17 protein-coding genes and 2 tRNA genes are annotated in these 17,491 nt (G+C 62.2%); 8 read left to right on the top strand and 11 right to left on the bottom strand.

The genetic code is table 11. The annotated features are described in order from the left end of the window. The first annotated feature begins 70 nt into the window (after positions 1-70). Positions 71-859 carry a YrbL family protein gene (locus tag CO656_RS03145; protein WP_037422025.1) on the top strand — a complete coding sequence of 263 codons (789 nt, stop codon included), beginning with the start codon at positions 71-73 and terminating at the stop codon, positions 857-859. Between the two features lie 218 nt (positions 860-1,077). On the opposite strand, the gene CO656_RS03150 is transcribed toward CO656_RS03145, so the two are convergent. From CO656_RS03150 to CO656_RS03185, 8 genes are all read right to left on the bottom strand, one after another. After that, positions 1,078-1,151: transfer RNA gene (locus CO656_RS03150), tRNA-Cys, on the bottom strand. A gap of 265 nt (positions 1,152-1,416) precedes the next feature. Continuing rightward, on the bottom strand, positions 1,417-2,127 hold the full coding sequence (gene lexA / locus CO656_RS03155; RefSeq protein ID WP_097525044.1) for a transcriptional repressor LexA: 711 nt from the start codon (positions 2,125-2,127) through the stop codon (positions 1,417-1,419). 234 nt (positions 2,128-2,361) lie between these two features. Next, on the bottom strand, positions 2,362-2,529 hold the full coding sequence (locus CO656_RS30105) for a hypothetical protein (protein WP_086022770.1): 168 nt from the start codon (positions 2,527-2,529) through the stop codon (positions 2,362-2,364). A 312-nt stretch (positions 2,530-2,841) separates the two neighbouring features. Beyond that, positions 2,842-2,917, bottom strand: a tRNA-Ala gene (locus tag CO656_RS03165). 87 nt (positions 2,918-3,004) lie between these two features. Beyond that, positions 3,005-3,775: a sugar phosphate isomerase/epimerase gene (locus CO656_RS03170; protein WP_037422027.1), complete on the bottom strand. Its 771-nt coding sequence runs from the start codon at positions 3,773-3,775 to the stop codon at positions 3,005-3,007. Further along, positions 3,772-4,782 (bottom strand): hydroxyacid dehydrogenase, encoded by a 1,011-nt coding sequence (locus CO656_RS03175; RefSeq protein ID WP_097524783.1) that lies wholly within the window; start codon positions 4,780-4,782, stop codon positions 3,772-3,774. Before CO656_RS03175 ends, CO656_RS03170 begins: the two co-directional genes overlap by 4 nt. After that, positions 4,779-6,632, bottom strand: a complete 1,854-nt coding sequence (locus CO656_RS03180) for a DUF2264 domain-containing protein (RefSeq protein WP_097524784.1) — start codon at positions 6,630-6,632, stop codon at positions 4,779-4,781. Before CO656_RS03180 ends, CO656_RS03175 begins: the two co-directional genes overlap by 4 nt. Next, positions 6,629-7,657 carry a LacI family DNA-binding transcriptional regulator gene (locus CO656_RS03185; protein ID WP_097524785.1) on the bottom strand — a complete coding sequence of 343 codons (1,029 nt, stop codon included), beginning with the start codon at positions 7,655-7,657 and terminating at the stop codon, positions 6,629-6,631. Before CO656_RS03185 ends, CO656_RS03180 begins: the two co-directional genes overlap by 4 nt. A 143-nt stretch (positions 7,658-7,800) precedes the next feature. Between CO656_RS03185 and CO656_RS03190 the strand changes: the two genes are divergently transcribed. Then, positions 7,801-9,087, top strand: coding sequence for an ABC transporter substrate-binding protein (locus CO656_RS03190; RefSeq protein ID WP_097524786.1), 1,287 nt, complete (start codon positions 7,801-7,803; stop codon positions 9,085-9,087). Positions 9,088-9,155: 68 nt separating this feature from the next. Here the strand turns inward: CO656_RS03190 and CO656_RS03195 are convergent, their stop codons facing one another. Then, complete coding sequence (locus tag CO656_RS03195) at positions 9,156-10,049, bottom strand: LysR substrate-binding domain-containing protein (RefSeq protein ID WP_037422042.1); 894 nt, start codon at positions 10,047-10,049, stop codon at positions 9,156-9,158. A 229-nt stretch (positions 10,050-10,278) separates the two neighbouring features. Here CO656_RS03195 and CO656_RS03200 point away from each other — a divergent pair, with 229 nt between their 5' ends. Genes CO656_RS03200 through CO656_RS03220 form a run of 5 tightly spaced genes read left to right on the top strand, consistent with a single transcriptional unit; the run spans position 10,279 to position 15,533 of the window. Continuing rightward, complete coding sequence (locus tag CO656_RS03200; RefSeq protein WP_050988304.1) at positions 10,279-11,277, top strand: ABC transporter substrate-binding protein; 999 nt, start codon at positions 10,279-10,281, stop codon at positions 11,275-11,277. A gap of 38 nt (positions 11,278-11,315) precedes the next feature. After that, complete coding sequence (locus CO656_RS03205; RefSeq protein ID WP_097524787.1) at positions 11,316-12,677, top strand: MATE family efflux transporter; 1,362 nt, start codon at positions 11,316-11,318, stop codon at positions 12,675-12,677. Beyond that, positions 12,674-13,684 (top strand): iron ABC transporter permease, encoded by a 1,011-nt coding sequence (locus CO656_RS03210; protein ID WP_037422048.1) that lies wholly within the window; start codon positions 12,674-12,676, stop codon positions 13,682-13,684. The genes CO656_RS03205 and CO656_RS03210 overlap by 4 nt, the downstream gene beginning before the upstream one ends. Then, positions 13,681-14,718: an iron ABC transporter permease gene (locus CO656_RS03215; RefSeq protein WP_097524788.1), complete on the top strand. Its 1,038-nt coding sequence runs from the start codon at positions 13,681-13,683 to the stop codon at positions 14,716-14,718. Before CO656_RS03210 ends, CO656_RS03215 begins: the two co-directional genes overlap by 4 nt. Before the next feature lie 8 nt (positions 14,719-14,726). Next, the gene (locus tag CO656_RS03220) at positions 14,727-15,533 is read left to right on the top strand and encodes an ABC transporter ATP-binding protein (protein ID WP_097524789.1); all 807 of its coding nucleotides are present in this window, start codon (positions 14,727-14,729) and stop codon (positions 15,531-15,533) included. A 22-nt stretch (positions 15,534-15,555) separates the two neighbouring features. On the opposite strand, the gene CO656_RS03225 is transcribed toward CO656_RS03220, so the two are convergent. Further along, positions 15,556-16,110, bottom strand: a complete 555-nt coding sequence (locus CO656_RS03225) for an alpha/beta hydrolase (protein WP_037422273.1) — start codon at positions 16,108-16,110, stop codon at positions 15,556-15,558. A gap of 160 nt (positions 16,111-16,270) precedes the next feature. Here CO656_RS03225 and CO656_RS03230 point away from each other — a divergent pair, with 160 nt between their 5' ends. After that, a complete protein-coding gene (locus CO656_RS03230; RefSeq protein WP_097524790.1) occupies positions 16,271-17,080 on the top strand; it encodes a DUF2189 domain-containing protein in 810 nt (269 codons plus the stop codon). A 39-nt stretch (positions 17,081-17,119) separates the two neighbouring features. On the opposite strand, the gene CO656_RS03235 is transcribed toward CO656_RS03230, so the two are convergent. After that, the gene (locus CO656_RS03235; RefSeq protein WP_097525045.1) at positions 17,120-17,425 is read right to left on the bottom strand and encodes a PilZ domain-containing protein; all 306 of its coding nucleotides are present in this window, start codon (positions 17,423-17,425) and stop codon (positions 17,120-17,122) included. Positions 17,426-17,491: the final 66 nt, after the last annotated feature.

Genomic DNA, 17,491 nt, shown 5'->3' on the forward strand with positions numbered 1-17,491 from the left:
CACGCCGCTCTTGAACTTTTCCCCCAGACACAGTTTTTTTACAAAACTGTCACAATCCGGGGTTCAGAAAATGTTCGACGACAGGATCGAACTTTCCGACTGGCGTGAATGCGCTGCCGGCCATCAGCGCAGCATTTTCGAGAATCGTCTCCATCCGAGTGTTCTCATCAAGGTTCTGAAGCTGGGATCCAGAGAAGCAAGCGGCACACGCCAGTCAAAGAGGGCGTTTGCATTCCTCAACCAATTCAAACGTTTCGGGGCCTATCGAACGTTTCGGCGTGAAGTCGACGAATTCCTTGAGCAGGCGAGAAAGTTCTCCCTCGCGGACGCCATCGAACTGCCGATACCGAAGATATTCGGCTTCGCCCAGACCGAGTACGGCCTGGGGCTCGTGGTGGAAAAAATAACCAGACGCGATGGGAAGCTCGCGCCCACCCTCGCTCAGTTGGCGTTTTCGGGGCAGCTCACCGCCAGGCATCTCACGATGATCGACGAAATCTTCGAACGGTTTCGCCGCCTGCACATCGTCATGATGGATGTAAATCCCGGCAATTTCGTCGTTACCGATCGCCGCGGTTACGATGAACTCATCTGCGTCGATGGGACGGGAGAGAAGAGTTTCTTACGCATTTTCGCTCTCTGTCGCCGTGCGAACGACATCAAGCTCAGACGGATGCGTTCGAAGCTGCTGACGAAGCTGGCGAGAATATTGGAGCATCCAGCCGCGATAGACGGAGAACAATCTGTCCACGCCGCACTGATGCGGCATTCAAAGCCGACCGGCCGCTATCTGCGCTTGTCAACTGCCTCGCCGCATCCGGCGCTCTTGGCGGCGGTCTTGTCGAGCGTACCGGTCTAATCGCCTCAACAGCTAAAGCTCCGGGGCAGGTTCGCGCCAAGCTTATATGCCTCGGCAGGCGAAAAATGCCTCGATTCAACTTTGGGTCGCCGATCGACGGGCTATAAACATCGACCTGAGCTGTGGGAAAACCCTGGAGCAGATTGCTACCAGCCAAGGGCGTGGCACCGGATCGAGCACCTGATCTCGTGACGTAGAATCGGCAATTAGATGTGTAATGGAGGCCTCGCCCGGAATTGAACCGGGGTACAAGGATTTGCAGTCCTCTGCGTCACCACTCCGCCACGAGGCCTCTCGTGCTCGTAAAATCGAGCGATGGCGGGCGTTTAAAACGAATCCATGTGGAGCGCAAGAGGGAGACGTTCAAAAAAGACGCCCACAAACAGCTTTGAACAGGCCGGAATACGAGAGCGCTTCTTGCCGGTGGCATGGCGGACGCCGAGACCAATAAACGCCGGCCGCAGTAAGCGAGATCACGGAAGGCAAAGAGAACAGTTCTGTCGTCGCGACCGCGCGAAACGACCGCACACAGGATCGGCACAGGAACCCAAATCGGCCTAGTGATAGCGCCGGATCAGACCGACGAGTTTGCCCTGAATTTTCACGCGGTCGGGTCCGAAGATGCGCGTTTCGTAAGCCGGATTCGCCGCTTCCAGTGCGATCGATGCGCCCTTGCGGCGGAATCGCTTCAAGGTTGCCTCCTCGTCGTCGATCAGGGCGACGACGATGTCGCCCGGGCTGGCGGTGCTGGCGTTGCGGATGATCACCGTGTCGCCATCGAGAATGCCCGCCTCGATCATCGAATCGCCCTTGATTTCGAGGGCGTAGTGCTCGCCGCTGCCGATCATCTCGACCGGCACGGAAATCTCGTGCGTATTGTTCTGAATGGCCGAAATCGGCACGCCGGCGGCGATCCGGCCCATGACCGGCACTGTTATAGACGCGCTCTCGACCGGCGGCGTTGGCGCCGGCTTCGGTGCCGGGGGCTTGCCGAGGCTGCCCTCGATGACGCTCGGCGAGAAGCCGCGCCGCGGCTGGGCTGGGCTCGAATAGGCTTCCGGCAGCTTGATGACCTCGAGCGCTCGGGCCCGATTGGGTAGCCGGCGAATGAAACCGCGTTCTTCCAGCGCAGTGATCAGCCGGTGGATGCCCGATTTCGACGCAAGATCGAGCGCATCTTTCATCTCGTCGAAGGAGGGCGGGACCCCGGATTCCTTCATCCGTTCATGAATGAACAGAAGCAATTCCTGTTGCTTGCGGGTCAGCATGCGCGTCACTCCAGATTCGCGAAACAAATCAAGAACAGAAACTATCCGTTCCATATGTGTTCCGCAAGCACTTAATATTCCGTGAACTCATGCGTCGAGGCGCGTCCGCTATCAGGGCGGCACGGACGGTTTGCGGGTTTCGATGGTGGTGAAGACTTGCGTGCGGCAAGCGTCACACATAGGCGAGCGTTTGCTCACCTTTGACGACGCTGTGCATCGTCTTGACAAGCCGTCCTAGTAGGCGAGGCGCAGCCCGCCGGGGCTAAGAACGTCGAAGTCGGGTTCAGGGTAGGGGCCGTACCACTGGGTGTAGGTCGTGTTGCCCGTAGCGCCTGTCGTGGCGCATCCTGAAAGTGTGAGAAGAGCGATTAAGGCGGCGGCGATCAGAGATTTGAGAGGCATGGTAGTCCCCACTTGCGGGAGTTGCCGATATGCAATGATGCCAGGTGCTAAGTCTCTCTCAAATCAGGCTCTTTGGCAAGCGAGGGGCAAGGCGGGAAGACGGCACATCGGGTGGAAAACACCGCTCCCTCTGACTTCGGGTCGCTCGCTTCTTAACGGAATTCGCGTTCGCAATGGGTCTGCTGCGAACACAGTCTGAAGTGGTGGTCGTCCGAGGGTGACGAGCCACGTCGGATCGGCCCGCTACAGAGATGTCGCTGATGTCTTAGCGATGTTCTGTTACCTATGTCTCCGGGTCGGACAAAGGTCGTTTGGTGGAGTCGAAGGGAGTCGAACCCTCGACCTCCGCAGTGCGATTGCGGCGCTCTCCCAACTGAGCTACGACCCCAGCCGTTCACCTATATAGGCGGATTTGAGCGCCCGCGCCAGTCCCTCCCGGCGTCTCGCGTGGGGAGGATCGGGGCCGTCGTGGATGTCACTCGAGGAGAATTTGCTTGAGCGTCGCGGCGTCCTCGATGAAGGCGGCGGGATCGTCATTGGCGACGAATTCCAGCATTGCAAAGCGTCGCCCGGTCCAGCGCGATGCGGGGAGGGCCGTGAGGACGCTTCGCCAATAGTCGGATGCCGATGCCAGGGGAAAACGGTTGCGATTTCGATCCCAGGCGAAGACGTGGACATGAGATACATGCTGACCGATGCGGGCGACCTCTGCGAGCGCCTCGCCGAGCTCCAGCCCGGGCCGCGGCTGCCAATAGAGATAAACATTGTCGTGGGCGATCGCGTCGATCAGGCGGCTTGCCGAGTCGGTCGTGTCCGTCAGCGATTGCGGGTGATATTCCAGCGAGACGGTCACGCGGTGGCGCGCGGCTTCGGCGCCCATGTCGCGGATCGCCTTTGCGGCATCACGTCTTTCGCCTGCGCTGTAGTCCTTTGAATCGCGCCGGCGGGTGCCTGGCCAGATGCGGATATTCGAGGCACCGAGTGCAATCGCGCTCTCGAGCGCACGCCTGAATTCGATGAGGTCGTCAGTCGGTGGCGCGACATAGGATCCGTAGGATGTCGTCAGTTCGGCCCTTGCGCTGAGGAGCCCGACGATCCGGGCGTTGGACGTGTCGCCCGGAGCAATATGAGCGTCGCCTGCCCATTCGATCGCCGCAAGACCGGCGCTCCGGGCTAAGCCGACGATTTTTTCCGGAGGCAAGCTCCTGAAGGTGACGGTGCAGAGCCCCGGTTCGAAATCGCTCATGCAATGCGCTCCAGGTCGTGCTTGCGGACTTCGAACAGCAGCTGCCGGCCTTCCAGAAAGCGCTCGATTTCGTCGACGGCCATTTCGCCGAGTCGCGTCCTCTCAAGTCCGATGGCGCCGGCAATGTGCGGCGTTAGGAAGACGTTCGGCAAATCATAGAAAGGCGACGTTCCTTCCGGCACCTCGGGATCCGTCACGTCGATGACGGCATTGATTGCGCCCGTCTTCAGCCGGTCTATCAGTGCGGCCTCGTCCACGAGCGCACCCCGCGCCGTATTGATCAGTGTCGCACCGTTCTTCATCAGGGACAGCCGCCGCCCGTCGATCATGTGCTGGGTCTCGGGCAGAGAAGGCGCATGCAGCGAGACTATATCCGAATGCGCCATCAGCGTCTCGAGATCGGCTTTTTCGACACCGATAGCCGAAGCGCTTTCTTCCCCGACCAAGGGATCGTAGAGCAGCACCCGATAATCGAAGGGGCGAAGCAGGTCGATCACCCGCCTTCCGATCCGCGAGGCGCCAACGATGCCGATGGTGCGGCGGTAGTTTCCAATAGCCTGCCCCTGCAGCAGCTGGATGCGCTGACGCCCTCTGTCGGCGGCATAAAGGTCGCGGAAGCGAAAAACGTGCTTGCCCGAAAAAATGATTGCCGCCAGCGTGAACTCCGCGACCGGCACGGCGTTGGCTTCGGCCGCATGGCTGACGGTGATTCCTGCATCGAACACGGACAAATCGATCAGGTCCTTGACCGTTCCTGCCGCATGGACGATGAGCCGAAGGCGAGGGGCCGATCGAAGGGCGTTCGCATCGAAGCTCGGGGCGCCCCAGCCGGTCACCAGGATCTCCGCTTCGGCGAGCAAGCGGCTTCCCCGGCCGTCGCCGAAAACGGTCATGGGTTGCCGATCGAGTATGCGAGCGAGACGGTCTATGCGTGCGAAAAGTTCCGGTGTGAGTACGTGTTCCGTCCTTTCGGGCTGCATCGCGAAGGCAATCGCCGGGGGGGTCATGACATGCGTCCCGGCGCTTGCATGGCGCTGACCCTTACGCCCTCTTCGGCGACGGTGCGCAGTTCGGCGATCTTGGGGACAGCGGGCGGACCTTCCCAATCGCCCGACACGGCCGAGATGTCGCGAACGGCCAGCACGGCGCAGCGGAGAATAGTCTCACCGGCGGGGATCGTGCCGCGCAATTGCGGCACCAGGGTCTTTGCGGCGATGAGATTGGTATTGGGCGCCGCCTTCTGTGCCAGACCTTGGCGCGTGACTGTCGAGCCGAGGTCGTGGATTCCGCTGAAGTCCTCTTTGCCGATGGCATAGGCCCAACCCGCCTGTGCGGAAAGTGTATCGGCTTCGAAGTCCCGTCTGGCAATGGCAAAGCCGCCCTCGGCAGTTTCAAGCGGCCGCGGCGTCGTGATCCTGTGCACCCGGACATGCCAGGGCGTGGCCGGCAGCAGCCAGGTCTCGACGGAGACGTCCGGCCAGGGCGACCACCTCGCAAAGAGCACGTTACCGGCAAGCCGTGCTTCCTCGTTCGCCTCGCGCACACGGTAGTGAATGCCGTCGTCGCTGAAGGCCAGCATCGAATCGAAGGAGCCTCCGCTGAAGGCCCGCTCGTCGCTCTCGACGCTGAAGCCGTAACGCGTCGAGTAGGCGAATTTCGCGTATTTTTCCGAGCCGAACCGCATTTGCCGGTTCTCCTGCCCGGAGGAAAGCGCCACGACGTCGCCCTTGGCGGGCATCATCACCATGCCAGGATGGGGGAGCGCCACCGGGTCGGGCGACGGGCTCGGGGCCGTTTCCTGGGAAGTCCAGAACGGATGGTTCTTGGAAACAGCGAGCGGCAGGAAGGCCTTGAACGCCCAGTAGGGAGAGCCCGCTGAATTGTAGTTTTCCGACATCAACAGGTTCGGATAGCCGTAACCGACCGACAGCACGCCGTCCCGATGGGTGATCGGTTTGTCCGCCCACCATCTGAGGTGGCGAAGGCAAAGGCCCTTGATCTCGCCCCAGGGCAGCGCCTCGAGATCGGCAAAGGCGAGCGCCGACCAGAAGCTGGCGCAGGCGAAGCGATAGGTGAGGCTGCGGCCGAAGGGGACGGTCGCTCCGTCCTCGGCGAACCAGTGGCGAAAATCCTGGGCAAAGGCCAGCGCACGCTCGCGATAGCGCCTGGCATAGTCATCCTCGACGAGGCGCGAATAGATGAGGCCGTAGAAGTGCATCGCAAACGGGATGTAATGGTCGACACGCCGCACATTGCCGTCCCGATACCATCCGTCCGCTATGTAAAATCCGTCGAGTTCCGAGAGATAGGCATCGGTCAGGCTGCGGTCGTAGTCGATACCGAGCCGATCGAGTGCGATGTCGACGAGGATACGGAAGAACTTCCAATTGTTTTCGGCATAATCGAACTCTCGCGCCCGGAGCAGATAGGTGACGAGGTTGTCTCTTGCCCGGCCGCTTAGCGGGTCCCACAGTTTCTCCGGGATCAGGGCAAGGGTGAAGCCGAGGGCGGCGAGTTCGACCATGCGCTGGTCGCGGTTGCCGACATTGCCCCAGAACTCCGGATGGTTCGGGTCGGTGCCGTTTGCGATGCCCTCGACATAGCGGCGCCAATGGGGGAAATCGCCGCCGGCGGCGGCAAACGGTGCAAGCCCCCAAAGCGGCCGCGCGAAGCCCTCGAGATCGGCTGCGGCCCGGTCGAAGTGGGCGGCGGCGGCATCGAGGCGGACGCGCGCGTTCCCTTTTGAAAAATACGGCAACAGCGGATCGAAGAGGCCCAGCAGGGCGTGCTGCATGTCGCTGCGTGTTTCCAGCGGATTGCCGACGAGCGGGTTGGAACTGGCGGGATCATAGGTCATGGGTGCCGTCTCGCCTCCAAGCTTCCGCCGGCGACGGGGAACACCGCGTGCGACACGTGCCGGGCGGGCCTATCGCGATGATGGAGACGGAAGTGCATCATACCGATCGCGTCGCGGCCGAGGGCCACGCGGTTGACACGCATCGTCGCGAGCCGTGGATTTGCCATTTCGGCGCAGGGCAGATCGTCGAAGCCGACGATGGCGAAATCCTCGGGAACGCGCCGGCCGAGCTCGGTGACCGCTTCGAGCACGCCGACGGCGAGAAAGTCGTTCATGCAGAACGCAGCCGTGAAGCCGCCGTCCTCGGCAAGGGCGGCGAGCGTCGCCGCATGCGCCTCGACGCTGGAATTGCCCTCGAAGGGCAGGCGGATGACGCGCCCTTCGCCGCCGTCCGCCGAAGCGATTGCCGCCTCGAAGCCGCGAACACGTTCACGGATCGTATGCCGATGCGATCCGGTCAGGTGAAGGATGCGGCGATGGCCTGCCTCAAGCAATCGCCGGGTCGCCGCATAGGCGCCGTGGAAGTTTGCGGGCGAGATGCCGTCGAAACGCATTTGCGGGTCGGTGCCATTGACCAGGATGACCGGCGTGCGACTTTCCTCGAGCCATTTGCAAAGTGCGTCAGCGGGGTCGATCCCGACCAGGAAGAGCCCTTCCGCTTCGACGGATCCCAGGTGTTCCCGGACCGCTTCAGGTGTCGCCTTCGCCTCTCTGGCAAGGCGGATATCGAAAGGCATGCCCAACTTGGCTGCCTCGGACCGCAGACCCTCGACAATCCCCTCGTAAAAGACACTGAGGCCGCCCGTCACGCCATGGCTTGCGATCAGGGCCAAGGCGCCGGGGCTTGTCGCTGGCGGGGCTTTGATCGGATAGCCGATCTCGGAGGCGACCTGGAGGATCTGCCGGCGGACGTCGTCGCTGATGCCCGGCTCGTTCGCAAGGACACGCGAGACGGTGGAAACGGAGACGCCGGCCCGAGTAGCGATGTCGGCCTGCCGCAGTCGTTTGGAAGAAATGTCTGTCATGGCGCAAAGATCGCGCAATTTGTGCAAATTTGCAAGTCGCGAACAAAATCTTGCAAAATCAATTTTCTTGCATAAGCTTTCGCAGAATGGCTTCGCCTGGCGCTGGAGGAGAGCGCGAGGCAGACAACGACAGGAGGAACGGCATGCTACTCAATCGACGTACATTCCTGCTCGGCTCGGCCGGCACGGCCGCTGGTCTTGCACTCGGCGCGACCTCGGCTTTCGCTGCCGAAAACGTGCAGCTCCGCGCCATGTGGTGGGGATCCAACGATCGCTCGAAGCGGACCTTGAGCGTCGCCAAGCTCTTCCAGGAGAAAAATCCGGACATTGCGATCGTTGGCGAGAGCCTGAGCGGCGACGGATACTGGACGAAGCTTGCGACCCAGATGGCCGGCCGTGCTATCGCGGACGTCTTCCAGCTCGAGCCGAGCACGATTTCCGATTACTCCAAGCGCGGCGCCTGCCTTGCTCTTGATCCGTTCATTCCATCGACGTTGGACGTGGATTCGTTCGGCAAGGATGTGCTGAAGCTGACGACTGTGGATGGGAAACTCTGGGGCGTCGGGCTCGGCCTGAATTCCTTCGCACTGTTCTATGACGCCGACGCCTTTGCGAAAGCAGGCATTACACCTCCGGGAGTCGACACCACCTGGAAGGAATATGCCGACATCGCGACCGAGATGACCAAGGCCGCCGGCAAGAAGAACGTCTGGGGCGGGCCATACGGGGCCCGCTACGCATATGTCTTCGATGCGTGGCTGAGGCAGCGCGGCAGCAGCCTCTATACCGAGAGCGGCCTCGGTTTCGGCGTCGAGGAAGCGAAGGAGTGGTATGCCTATTGGGAGGAACTGCGCAAGCGTGGCGGCACCGTCGGCGCCGATATCCAGACGCTCGATCAGAACACGATCGATACGAACTGCCTTTCGCTCGGCTATTCGGCCATGGGCATGGCCTATTCGAACCAGATGGTCGGCTATCAGCTGATCATGAAGAGCAAGCTCGGCATCGGCATGCTGCCGCGCGCGGAGAAGGGCGGCCCCTCCGGGCACTATTACCGGCCGGCATTGATCTGGAGCATCGGCGCGACCACCAAGCATGGCGAACAGGCCGCGAAGTTCATCAATTTCTTCGTCAACGACGCGGAAGCCGGCAAGATCCTCGGTGTCGAGCGAGGCGTGCCGATGTCGCCCAAAGTGCGCGAGGCGATCCTGCCCTCGCTCAATCCGACTGAGGCGGAAACGGTGAAATACATCAATGCGCTCAAGGACCAGGTGGGCAGCTACCCGGCTCCCGCGCCGCTCGGATCGACGGAGTTCGATCAGCGGGTGCTGCGCCCGATCGCCGACGAACTGGCCTTCGAACGCATTTCGGTCGCCGATGCGGCGACGCGTCTGGTCGAGGAGGGCAATGCGACGGTTCGCGCCGGCTGACGCCTGCCAGCACATCGTCTCATCGAGATTTGACGGCGGACGGGCAGGTCGCTCCGGCCGCCGTCCGTTCACTGTTCGCCGCCGGTCTCCCTCCAGGCGGACAGCCAGTCGTTGAAGGCAAGTGCAGACGGCGTTCCCGTCGAAATGGAAATTTCATAGGCCCCGACGATAGGATTGATCGCCGGGCACAAGGCGATCAACTGACCTTCCCGCAATTCCCGCTCGATCAGCGAGGGACTCGCCTGGCCGATGCCGAGCCCCGAGATGCAGGCGTCGATCGACGCCTCGTCGGTGTCGAAGGCGATGCTGCCGCCGCGCGGTTTGAATGCCATCTGCGCCGCGCCGCACCAGCGCTGCCACGACCAGGCATCCGCTGTGTCGAGCAGGAGCGGCAGATCGAGGAGATCCTGCGGCTGGACATGCGGCCCCGAGCCACCGGAGAGCAAGGGAGAGCAGACGGCGATCGACCTGTCGAGCAGGAAGGCGACCGGGAAGTCGGCTTCCGTCGTGCCGCGCCTATAAGTGATGACGACATCGGGCACGCCGGTCGCCCCGAGCGCCAGCGACTGGATGCTGAGATCGACATTCGGGTTGTCTTGACGGTACGAACCGAGACGCGGAATGAGCCAGCGCCGCGCCAACGTTATCGGCGCCTGTATGACCAGGGTTGCCCGGTCAGGCTGCAGCGCACGTGTACCGTTTTCGATCGTCGCGAGAGCGGCGCTGACATGCGCCAGATATTGCCGCCCCGCGTCCGTCAGCGAGATCGCATTGTGGCTTCGATGAAAGAGCGAGACGCCAAGTGCATCCTCCAGCGACTTGATCTGTCTGCTGATTGCGCCGGGCGTGAGGTTCATCTCGCGGGCTGTGAGCGTCAGGCTGCCGGTGCGCGCGGCGCTCGCGAAAGCCGGCAGGGTCGAAAGCGGAGGCAATTTGAAACGCTGCGTTTGAGTAATTCTCATGCCGGCCTGAAAATCTTTCGCTTGCAAATAAGTTGACCATGACTATCCAGATTCCAGCCAGACAGCAACTGATAACTGGAACTCGCCTGCTTTGAAGCCCGTACAGGACATCGCCTGTTCCCGCGACCGCCGCGTGCGAGCCGCGGGGGCGATTGCACGTCACGCAAGCGCGGCCCGTCAGACCGAGCAATCTACTGATTTCAAGAATTCCCATCCGGAGTGACCGTTCATGTTCCCGAGCCCCGCCAAAATCGAGAATCGCGCCGTTCTCGGTCGGTTTCTTGCCGCAAGCCTTGCGCTGTCGGCATGTATCGCAAGTCAATCGCGTGCCGAAGATGCGACCTTCAACGTCATTGACGACCGCGGCGTTGCCGTCTCGGTTCCGGCGAAGCCGAAGCGGATCGCGTCCGTCTCTTATTTTGCCGCGGACGTGGCGCTTGCACTGGGCCTCAAGCCGGTCGCCGCCACCTACATGGTCGAAGGCCGAAGCCCCGATTTCCTCGGCGGCCTTCTCGATGGGGTGAAACAGATCGGTCAACGCGCGACGCCCAATCTCGAACTGCTTGCCGAGGCAAAGCCGGACGTAACCGTCGCGATCCGGCGCTATACGGAAGGCAATGCCGACCAGTATCAGAAGATCGCCCCCTACCTTGCCTACAGCCTCGAGCTTTTTGCCGATAGCGACCGGACCATCGGCCAGCTCGCGACCGTTCTTGGCGAAACCAAGCGCGGGCAGGAATTGAACGCTCAATTCAAGGCAGATCTGGCGGCCTTCGCTGAAAAGGCGCCGAAGGACAAGCACCCGCGCTTCGTCGTGATGTGGGGCGGCGACACGCCATGGGTCTTCCGTTCAGAAAACATGACGGCCGCGATACTCGTCGCCCTCGGCGCAGAGAACATTGCCGGGCAGAACCCGACCCCGTCGGTCCCGGACAATTGGGGCATGGAGATGAGCCTCGAAACCATGCTGGAAAAGGATCCGGAAGTCATTTTCGTCTATGACTACGGTCCGGATCGTCCGCATGAAAACAATCCGATCTGGCAGCAGCTCTCGGCCGTCAAGAACGGGCGGGTCCACTATGTCGGCGATCACTGGGTCGAGGCGCATGGGCCGATTGCCCGCGAGATGGTCCTGCGCGAGGCAGCGAATCTTCTTTACCCGGATGTCTTCCCGGCCATCGACGTCAAGGCCGAGGCTCGCAAGATGATCCCGGCGACCGTCAACTGATCAGTCGGCGGCCGCGAAAAGCGGCCGCCAAACCGGATATGCCTGCCGTGTCGCTTTCTTATCCCACATTCGCCCAGGCGCGCCGCATCGGCGCGCTCGCCATGCCATTGTCCGCCGTGCAGCTGGCGCAGGTCGCCATTTCCACCACGGACATGATCATGCTGGGCTGGGTGGGCGGCACGGCGCTGGCGGCCGGCGCGCTCGGCTTCACTCTGTTCAATTTGCTGCGAACGATGGGCTTCGGCCTCGTCGTCGGCACGTCCAACCTTGTCGCGGAGAACAGCCGCGCTGGTATCTTCCGAGCACATCTTCTCGCGGGGCTTGCCATCGCGACGGGTGCCGCCGCCATAGGTGCGTTGGTTCTGGCTTTCGGCGGCTTTCTTCTTCTTCCCTGGTTCGGGCAGGACGAGGACGTTTCGGAATTTGCGGCGCGCTATCTTCTCTTCGCTGCGCCGGGGCTGTTCCCCTTGTTCTGGTTCTACGCTTACCGTGGCGTCGTCGTCGGCGGACGGCGCGCCAATCTGCTGCTTCTGATCACCCTCGGCACGGTTGTAGTGAACGCCGTGTTTGACTACGGCTTCCTGTTCGGAGCATTCGGCTTGCCCGCGCTCGGTGTTGCTGGTGTCGCCGCGTCGAGCTCGATTTCCTATCTGTTGCAGTTCGTCGCGATCGCGTCGGTCACCCACGGTACGACGCGTTTCATCCGGGAAAAATCCGCAGTGGAGATCGGATCGGCCTTGAGGCGCACTTTGAAGATCGGCGTGCCAACCGCGGGCTCCTATGCCTTCGAGGCGGGATTCACCACGCTGATCGCCCTCATGGCAGGAACCTACGGGGCGGCCGCGCTCGCGGCGCATGCGGCCGTCAACCAGATCATCTATGTCGTATTCATGCTGTCGATCGGCCTTTCGCACGCCACATCCGTCGGCGTCAGTGAGGCGATCGGTGCGCGCGACGGCGCGGGCGCGCTCGGAGCTGGCCGCAGCGGCCTCTGTCTTGGACTTGCGGTAGTTTCGGCCTTTTCGGCCCTGTTGATGCTTTTCCCATCCGAGGTATTGGCTCTTTTTTCCATAAAGCCGGACGGGGACGCTGGTCTGCATGAAATCGCAACCGGGCTTCTTTTCGCAGCGGCGCTTTTTCAGATCTTCGATTTCCTGCAGAACATCGGCATCGGCGCGGTGCGGGGCATCGGCCGCGCCGGGCAGGGGTTCTGGATCACGTTCGGTAGCTACTGGATCGTTGGAGCCCCGACTGCATGGCTGGTGGGCTTCCACCTCTACCCGGGCGTGCTCGGCGTCTGGATCGGCATGGGTGCGGGACTGGCCGCGGCAGCCACGGGCATGGTGCTGCTGTTCGAACGGGGCGCCGCTCCTGCTGCTGTTGCGGAGCCGGCGCGATGAGCCTCTCTTCCCGCTCAGCCTTCTTGACTATGATCATCTCGGCAACTGCCTTTGCTGTCGCGGTGGCTGGCCTGGTGATCGGCGCAAAGCCGATGACGCTGGCAGAGGCTTTGACGGCACTCGCCTCTCCCAACCAGGGAACTGATGGCATCATCGTCTGGACCCTCCGCATGCCGCGCAGCATTGCCGCCTTTCTCGCCGGCGGCGCGCTGGCGGTTTCCGGGTTTCTTCTGCAGTCGCTCACCAGGAACCCGTTGGCTGCACCCGACCTGACCGGTGTTTCGTCCGGCGCCGTAGCGGCGATCGTCAGCACCTTCGTCTTCTTCCCGGCCATATCGTCGTTCTATTACCCCGGGATCGGCATGGCCGGCGGGCTAGCGGCAGCCTCCATGACGATCTGGGTTGCGCGCGGCGGTCGGGCCTCGGCCCTCCACACCGCGCTCGGCGGCATTACGGTCGCCTTGTTCCTCAACGCGATCACGACCTACGTGCTCCTCAGGGGCGGTCCGCAATCGCCCTCCGTGCTGTTCTGGTTGTCGGGAGGTTTCCAGGGCAGGTCCTGGCCGCAGATCATGTACATGCTGCCCTGGATAGTTTCCGGCCTGGCGGTGGTGGTCGCCAGTCACCGGGTGATTGGCGTGTTGGCGCTCGGAGACGAGGTCGCCGCAGGCATGGGCGTCAATCTCTCCGTCTGGAAGCCACTCCTGTTGCTCGCAGCGATCGGCCTTGTGGCCGGGGTCACCCCGGTTGCGGGACCTGTCGCCTTTGTCGGGCTGGCGGCGCCGCACCTCGTGAGGCTCCTGCGTCCAAGGGATAGCTTCTGGTCGCTCATGCTCAACCTTGCGATTGGCGGCGGCTTGCTCCTGACGGCCGATGTGCTGGCACGCTCGGTCGCGGCCCCGCGTGAGATCCCGGTCAGCATATTCACTGCGATGATCGGCGGTCCGATTTTCATCTATTTGGCGCAGCGCCGTGAGATCTTCATGGGCAGGGGAGCGCTCGCATGACTCTTGCTACCGCCTCCGCTGCAAGGCCTTTCACCCGCCAGCAGGTCGCCGGCCTGACCCTCGGAGCAATCGGCCTCATCCTTCTTTCGGTCTTCTTTGGTGTCGTGGACCTGCCCGCGGCGGAGATCATGGCGGTACTGACCGGCCATGGATCTGACCAGGGCAACCTCATCATCGCAACGATCCGCATACCGAGGATCGCAACCGGGATACTCGCGGGCATGCATTTCGCCGTTGCCGGCGTGTTGCTGCAATCGATCACCCGCAACCCGCTTGCAGACCCGACGATCATGGGAATCTCACAGGGTGCGACCCTCGCCGTGACGGTCTTCCTGTTCTTCGCCGTTTACCGTCTGAACTCGGATTCCAACACGCTTTATGCTTTGCCTGTCGGCTGGCTGCCACTTGTGGGATGCGGAGGCGGGCTCTTCGGCGGCGCGCTGATCTATGTCCTGGCGCTCGGCAAGGGCTTGAGCGCTTTGCGGCTGACGCTATGCGGCATTGCGATCGGAGCCTTCCTGCATGCGATCGCCATGGGGATCGTCGTTGGATGGGGCAGCGCCCGGATCGAGATCGTCATGCAATGGCTTGCGGGCAGTCTCTATGCCCGGGGCTGGGAGCATGTATTGTTTCTCCTGCCATTCACGATCGCCGGATTCCTGGCGCTCCCATTCGTAGTCCGACCCCTGGCAATGTTACGGTTCGAGGAGGATGCCGCCCGCTCCTTCGGCCTCTCTTACCGCCTGTGGTTCAGCCTCGTATTGGCGATCTCCAGCATGCTGGCGGCAAGTGCCGTCGGCGCGGTCGGCCCGCTGATCTTCGTCGGGCTCGTGGTGCCGCACCTGGCGCGCTTCGTTGCGGGCCGGCATTTCCATCTCGTCCTGCCGCTCGCCGCCCTTATCGGTGCGGCGTTGGTAACGGCCGCCGACCTTGCCGGGCGCCTGATCGGTGGCCCGGAGGAAATTCCGATCGGCGTCGTCACCGCCTTCGCCGGTGCCCCCATTCTCCTTATCCTGTTGCGACGCCACCAGTGAGGACTCCGATGCTCCTGTCCGCAAGAAAGATCTCGGTTCGATATGGCGAACTGACCGTGCTCAGCGACTTTTCCATCGATGTCGCTCCCGGCGAGATCATCGCGCTCATCGGCCCGAACGGTTCCGGCAAGAGCACGGCGCTCCATGCCCTTGCCGGCCTAAACCGGCCCTCATCGGGAAGCACGATGATCGAGGGGCGTACCGTAGACCGGTGGACGAGACGGGAACTGGCGAAAAGATTGTCCTTCCTGCCGCAGGCGCCGCTGGCACCCGAGAACATGACCGTGGAACAACTCGCGCGCCAGGGACGCTTTGCCCATCTCGGCCTCTTCGCCGGCTTCTCCTCGCGAGATCAGCAGGCGGTTTCGTGGGCACTGAAGCAGACGGGGTTGGGCGAGCTTGCCGAACGGCGCCTTGACGCGCTATCCGGCGGCGAACGGCAGCGTGCCTGGATCGCGGCGGCGCTGGCCCAGGAAGCGCGGATACTCCTTCTCGATGAGCCGACTTCCTTCCTCGACATCGGTCACCAGGTCGAGATTCTCGAACTGCTTTGCCGGCTCGCGCGGGAACGCAAGGTGGCGGTCGTCCTCTCCATTCACGATCTCAACCACGCGATGGCGATCGCCGACCGGATCGTGCTCATGACCGGCGGCGAAATTCGCTACAGCGGCGATGCCGTCGCACTTGCGCGAAGCGGTTTGGTCGAAAAGGCCTTTGAGGTCGAAGGTGAATTCCTGCTTGCGCCCGCTGACGGCAGTCCGCCTCATTTCCAGGTGCGGATCGCGGTCAGGAATGCGTCAGCCGCGGCTGCATGAAAGGTTCGGTCGTCCGGCTTGGTCAAGCCTGAAGGCGCGTCAAAAATTGGGCGAAGACCATCGTACCTTCCGGCCAGGGCCCGTGGCCGGACTCGGCGTTGATGTGGCCGGCCTCGCCGGCATCGATGAGCAGCGATCCCCAGGCATTGGCAATGTCGCCCGCCTGCTCGTAGGAGCCGAACGGATCGTTGCGGCTGGCGATCACCAGCGATGGAAACGGCAGCGGGTCGCGCGGATAGGGCCCGAAGGTCATCAGATGCTTCGGACGGACATTCGGGTTTGCGACGTCGGGCGGGGCGACTAGAAAGCCGCCCGCGATCTTCTTCTTGCAATGCGGAATTGCATGAACGGCGGTGGCGATGCCGAGCGAATGGGCGACAATCACCACCGGCTTGGTCGCGGCATTGACCTCTTCGATCATCCGCGCCACCCAATCCTCGCGCACAGGTTTCGACCACTCCGCCTGCACGACGCGGCGCGCCGTTGACAGCTTGCGCTCCCAGCGGCTTTGCCAATGGTCCGGACCGGAGTTGGTATAGCCCGGAACGATCAGGATATGTGCTTCTGAAACCTTCATGATCGCCGCGATTTGGCGACGAAAAGAGCCGAAGTCAAGGCGGAGGCGACAAGGGTTGCATTTTCTGTATAATCCGAGATGGCGGTCGCGGTTCGCAACGGCCATTTTTCGCCGCCGCTGCGAATCCATGGCTGCTCTGGTTCGTTGAGGAGTGTGAGCCATGACAACCTTCCATGTCCTCTCGGGGGCGAACGAAAGCGCCGTTCATCCCGAGATACGAAAGATTGGCATTGCAGATGTGTTCGATGCGCTGCGTCGCGGATTTGACGATTTCCGCGAAAAGCCGTCGCATTATGTTTTTCTGTGTCTCATTTATCCTGTTGCCGGCGTCGTGCTGATGACCTGGAGCGCGGGGGCGAACATGCTGCCGTTGCTCTATCCGCTCGCATCCGGCTTTGCCCTCATCGGGCCTGTCGCGGCCATCGGTCTCTACGAGATCAGCCGGCGCCGCGAACTCGGCATGGACGCGTCATGGCCGCATGCGCTGCGGCTGCACCGCAATCCGGCAATTCCGTCGATCCTGGCGGTGGCGGCCCTGCTGTTCGTCATTTTCGTCGTCTGGCTCCTGGTCGCCCAGGGGCTCTACGTAACGATGTTCGGCGCAGCCCCGCCGAACTCCATCGCCGAATTCTGGAACGGCGTTATCGGTACGGAGCAGGGCTGGAACCTGATCCTCGTCGGCAACGCGGTCGGCTTCGTCTTCGCGGTGATTGTGCTGTCGATCAGCGTCATCACCTTCCCGCTGCTGCTCGACAGGGATGTCGGCGCCTTTACGGCAATCGAGACCTCAGTCCGAGCTACACTCGCCAATCCGGTGCCGGTCGCCCTGTGGGGGTTGATCATTGCCACGGGCCTGGTGATCGGGTCGATCCCGGTTTTCGTCGGCCTGGCGGTGATCATGCCGATCTTTGGGCACGCCACTTGGCATCTCTATCGAAAAATGGTGGAGCCGGCCCAGCCGATCCGTTAGACCGCAAAGCGGGCGGTCGGCCGTTTGGCCGGCCGTCTGCTACCGGAAAAATTTGTAATAAGACGAAATCTGCGCAGCCGTATTCGATGACAGTTTGAGCTTGATGCCGATCCTGTCGCCGCGCGACCAGCGCACGATCCCGGTGAGGAAGCCGAGCTCCTCGCTGCGGATTGTTACTTCCTGGCCCATTCGGGCTCCGATATCGAACAGCAGCTGAAAACAGATACCTTCGTCGGAAAGATCCTTCACGACACCGTTGCTCGAGCCGGTCTTGCAGGTGACCGTGCCGGTAATCTTCGTCTCGTTGCGCGTGGATGCGCGCTGAACGCTCTCCCTAAACGCCATGGCTTCCTCGAACCTCATTGTTTGAGGTTCAGATTCCACGAGAGCGCTAAAGGACGGGCTAATAAA

The sequence above is a fragment of the Sinorhizobium sp. FG01 genome (genome assembly GCF_002531875.1).
Lineage (GTDB): Bacteria > Pseudomonadota > Alphaproteobacteria > Rhizobiales > Rhizobiaceae > Sinorhizobium > Sinorhizobium fredii_C.